Annotated in this window: 3 protein-coding genes and 1 pseudogene; all 4 read left to right on the forward strand. The window is 34.3% G+C overall.

What is annotated here, in order from left to right; all coding sequences use genetic code 11:
- Positions 1 to 1,063, forward strand: a 1,063-nt coding sequence (locus SOY52_RS00020; RefSeq protein ID WP_320846938.1) for an InlB B-repeat-containing protein, incomplete at its 5' end; no start/stop codon positions are given.
- A 115-nt stretch (positions 1,064 to 1,178) separates the two neighbouring features.
- The gene (locus tag SOY52_RS00025) at positions 1,179 to 2,264 is read left to right on the forward strand and encodes an ATP-dependent 6-phosphofructokinase (RefSeq protein ID WP_320846939.1); all 1,086 of its coding nucleotides are present in this window, start codon (positions 1,179 to 1,181) and stop codon (positions 2,262 to 2,264) included.
- 43 nt (positions 2,265 to 2,307) lie between these two features.
- Positions 2,308 to 3,237, forward strand: a complete 930-nt coding sequence (locus SOY52_RS00030; RefSeq protein ID WP_320846940.1) for a hypothetical protein — start codon at positions 2,308 to 2,310, stop codon at positions 3,235 to 3,237.
- A gap of 1 nt (position 3,238) precedes the next feature.
- Positions 3,239 to 4,542: pseudogene (locus SOY52_RS00035) on the forward strand (hypothetical protein); the annotation flags it as partial.

Consider the following 4,542-nt stretch of genomic DNA (forward strand, 5'->3'; position numbering starts at 1 on the left):
TTTCTCAACTGCAATAAACAATGGGGATCTTAATAGCGCAATGAAACGCTACAGTGAACTTGAAACAAGAGTTGCAAAAGAAAAGAGTAATGCAACCTCCTCAATTGAAAAAGCAATCAAGAAGAACAATAGCGAACTATACTATTCTTCCTTAGCAGATTTAAAACGCCTTAATTCATATACAATTTCTAAAGAAGAAAGTGATGCTTTCTTAGCAACTGCATTAGCAAACAACGACAGTACTGCACTATCATGGCTATACGATAATAGTCCATATTATCGCCCTACTCTTACTTTCTCAGTTTCATCAAATTCAAAAGGTAGAGTTAGTAGATATACATCATCTATTTCTACAGCTCCAGGAAGTGAAATTACACTACCAACTGGAGATGATTTAAATGTTAGTACAATTATTAACGGTCAACTTCAAGGCTGGTCAATTGATAAAGAAGAAGTAACATATAAGCCTGGAGAGAAGATAGTAATGCCTGCAACAGACCAAACTCTATATGCAGTTTTCGCATCCGGCGTTACATTTAAAGATAGTGAAACTGGAATTGATGAATTTATTTTGGCAAATCAAGGTGATGAAATAGAAATTACAGAGCCATCAAAAGATGGAATGATATTTGAAGGCTGGTATGATAGCGCTTCAGGACTTTACATTGCACCTGGAGTAGAAAGTTGGAGTGTAAAAGGTAATGGAGCTTCCTTCGAAGCCCTTTGGAAGGCACTTTCTATTTCTACACTATCAACAGGTTCTTACAGTGTAAATGCACTTCCAACACAAACTCAGATTCCACTTACAATATCAATAGAAAATAACGGAAGTGAAAATCTTGAAGGTCTAAAATTTGAGGTGACAACATCTGATGATTCAATTACCTTAATTGATAACACTGCATATAGCAGAATACTTCGTAGTGGTTCGAAAGTTAACTTTACAGGAATAAAACTTGTAGCTCCAAATAGTGCTTCAGGAAAAACAATCGATTTAGATGTTAAAGTTACAGACAATGAGGGTACAATCTTTAGTACGACATTCAATGTAAAATTTAAGTAAACAATTCTTCCGAGGAAGTATAACTCCTCGGATTTTTTTTATTTTAGGAATATGATTTTTGTTATCATACCTACTTTTTTTTTGATACACTAAGCATTAAAGGAGCGAAAACATAATGAAGATAGGTATTTTAACAGCAGGTGGTGACTGTCCAGGATTAAATGCAGTAATCAGAGGCTTTGCAAAATATGTTTATAATCAGATTCCAAATGCTGAAATTATAGGTATTCAAGATGGATATAGAGGATTAATTTCTGGTGAATTTAGTAAACTTAAAGAATCTGATTTCTCAGGTATTTTAAATATTGGTGGAACTATTCTTGGAACAAGTCGTCAGCCTTTTAAGCAAATGAAGGTTGAAGATCAAAATGGTGAATCAAGATTAGACCAAATGGTCAAAAACTATAAGAAAAATAAGCTCGACCTTCTTGTAACACTTGGTGGAGCTGGAACACACAAAACTGCATCCCTACTTTCTGACGCAGGATGTAATGTTATTGGACTACCAAAAACAATTGATAACGATATTTGGGGAACAGATGTAACATTTGGTTTCCATACAGCTCTTGAAATTGATACCGAGTGTATCGATAGAATTCACACAACCGCTGCAAGCCATGGTAGAACAATGTTAATTGAAATTATGGGTAACAAGGTTGGTTGGCTTACTCTTTACGCTGGTATTGCTGGGGGTGCTGATATCATCTTAATCCCTGAAATTCCATATGACCCAGACGAAGTTTGTAACATGGTTACAAAGCGTTATGAAAGTGGAAAGGCTTTCACAATTATTGCAATTGCTGAAGGTGCAATGAGCAAGAAAGAAGCTGCAATGAAAAAAGCTGAACGTCTTGAATATAGAAATGGAGAGGCAACAGCAACAAATAGACTTGCTAGATACATCCAAGAAAATGCAGGGGTAGAAACTAGAACAGTAATACCGGGACACATTCAGCGAGGTGGTAATCCATCACCTTATGACCGCTTACTTAGTACAGAGCTTGGTTCTTTTGCAGGAAAATTAGTTCAAGAAGGTAACTTTGGTAAAACAGTTGCAATCATTAACAACCAAATTACATATAACCGTTTAAGTGATGTTGCAGGTAAGACTAAGTATGTCGATGAAGATAACCAAATGATTAAGATCGGACGATCTATCGGAATATCATTTGGAGATGGCAAAAAATTTAAAGGAATTTAATTATGGGAGGATATGCCGAGTAACATCGGCATAATTTTTAATAGTGAAAAAAGTTGCATTAATTGACTACTCATCTTCTTCTGTATCTTTATTAATAGCAAAGACAGAAGGAAGCGTTATGGAAAGTTTATTTCATACTCGTACTCCACTATCTTTTGCAAGTACAATTTATCAAGATAGAGAGCTTACTGAAATTGAAATTCTAGAAGTTTTGGATATCACAGATAGCTTTATCGAAAATGCAAAATCTAAAGGTGTTAATACTCTTTATGCAATAGCATCTGCAAGTCTATCAAGCATTAAGGAATTTGATAGTGTCCTAAAAATGATTAGCGAAAAAACAAATCTTACAATCTACAAGCTTGATATTGCCACAGAAGCAGAAGCAAGAATCTTTGCAAATGAACGCTATTCAATACTACCAAATACCGTTCTAGTTGACTTTGGTTCAAACACAATGAAGCTCTATAGCTTTTCTGACTACATCTCTACAGTACCAATTGGTCCAATTACAATATACGAAGATTTTGTAAGTGAAGTAATACCAACTCAACAGGAAGCAAAAAGTATTAAAAATGCGATAAGAGCAACTCTTGATGAAGCAGATCTTCCAGAAGAAGGTTTTTTTGATAATGCAGTTTTAGCGGGAGTTTATGCTTGGGTTATCTACCAGCTTTATTCAGAATATTATAAACTAGAGTACAACCACGGTGAAATGATAATCCAATATAAAAAGCTTAGAAAGCTCTGCAAGTATTTAATAAAATCAGAAGAGCGCTCTATGCTTATACTTAAAAATGCTCCAGAGCTTATGAAACAAGCTGTTCCAGCAGTAATTTTGGCTAAGGAGCTTTTAAGAAGATTCAAGATTAACAACATCGTAATTTCGGATCTGGGCGTTAAGGAAGGAATACTAAAAAGTATTGTCCAGGGTAAAAGAGAACAAAAAGGACTTACATTAGAGGAAAAGTAATATGGGTGAAGAGTACAAAAAGTGCATTAATGGCATATTTATAAACAGGGAATACTCTTGGCTTCAATTTAATAAACGTGTTCTTGATCAAGCAATGGATTTAACTAATCCATTACTTGAAAGATGTAAATTTTTATCAATATTTATCTCTAATCTTGATGAATTTATTCAAGTTCGTCTTGGTTCTCTAACAAACCAAGCAAAAGATTCTCCTCAAGAGAGAGATAGTAAAACTAATATGAGTGCAAAGGAGCAAATTGCAGCAATTAATGAACTCCTTCCATCTCTTTATAAAGCAAGTTTTGAAACTTTCCACTTTTTAAAAGGGGAGCTATATAGCAAGGGGGTAAACTTAGTCAAAGCTAGTAACTTAAATGAAAAGCAAATTGCCTCAGCAGAAGAAATATTTCAACAATCAATTCTACCTAGAGTCTCTCCTGTAGTATTAGATGCAAAGCATCCAATGTTTAAGCTTGAGAACTTAAAAACCTATTTAATCGTAAGATTAGAAAGAAAAGGTCGAAGTATGTTTGCAATTGCTAAAATGCATTCACTTACTCCTCGCCTCTTTAAACTCTCAGGTGGTAAAAAGGTTCATTTAATTACTAGTGAAGATTTATTATTAAACTTTGCTGATAAAGTTTTTCCTGGCTTTACAATAAAGGAAAAAGCATTAGTCAGAGTTACTCGTAATGCAGACTTTGAGGCATTTTCAAAGGATGCAGATGATGAGTTTGACTATGACTTTTCACGTTTTATTCAAACTAAAGTTGAAGGAAGGACTAGAGGAGATGTAATAAGACTGGAAACTAATGCTTTATTATCTAATGAGTTATCATCATTTTTAAAACAACATCTAACTGCAAAGAAGTGTTCTTCTTACATTGTTCCTGACCACTTCGATTATAAGTTTCTATTCTCTCTAGCTGATTATTTCTCATATGAAAATTTATCAGAGCTAAGATTTAATGCACATCGTCCTGTTACTCCACAAGTTTTATCCAAAACTAGTGATTTAATTAGTGAGGTAAAGAGAAAGGATATCTTCCTTGCATATCCATATCAAAGTATGGATGTTCTAATTAAACTATTAAACCAAGCAGCAGAGGATGATAGAGTTTCATCAATTAAGATAACTATCTATCGCCTAGCAAGAAATTCCAAAATAATATCTGCTCTCCTAAGAGCAAGAGAAAATGGAAAAGAGGTTGTAGCAGTAATGGAGCTTTGTGCAAGATTTGATGAGGAGAATAACTTAGATAACGCTGAAGTTCTTCAAGATGCAGGATGTACAGTATTCTATGG

This window comes from Bullifex sp., from assembly GCF_034103065.1.
Classification (GTDB): Bacteria; Spirochaetota; Spirochaetia; order Sphaerochaetales; family Sphaerochaetaceae; genus Bullifex.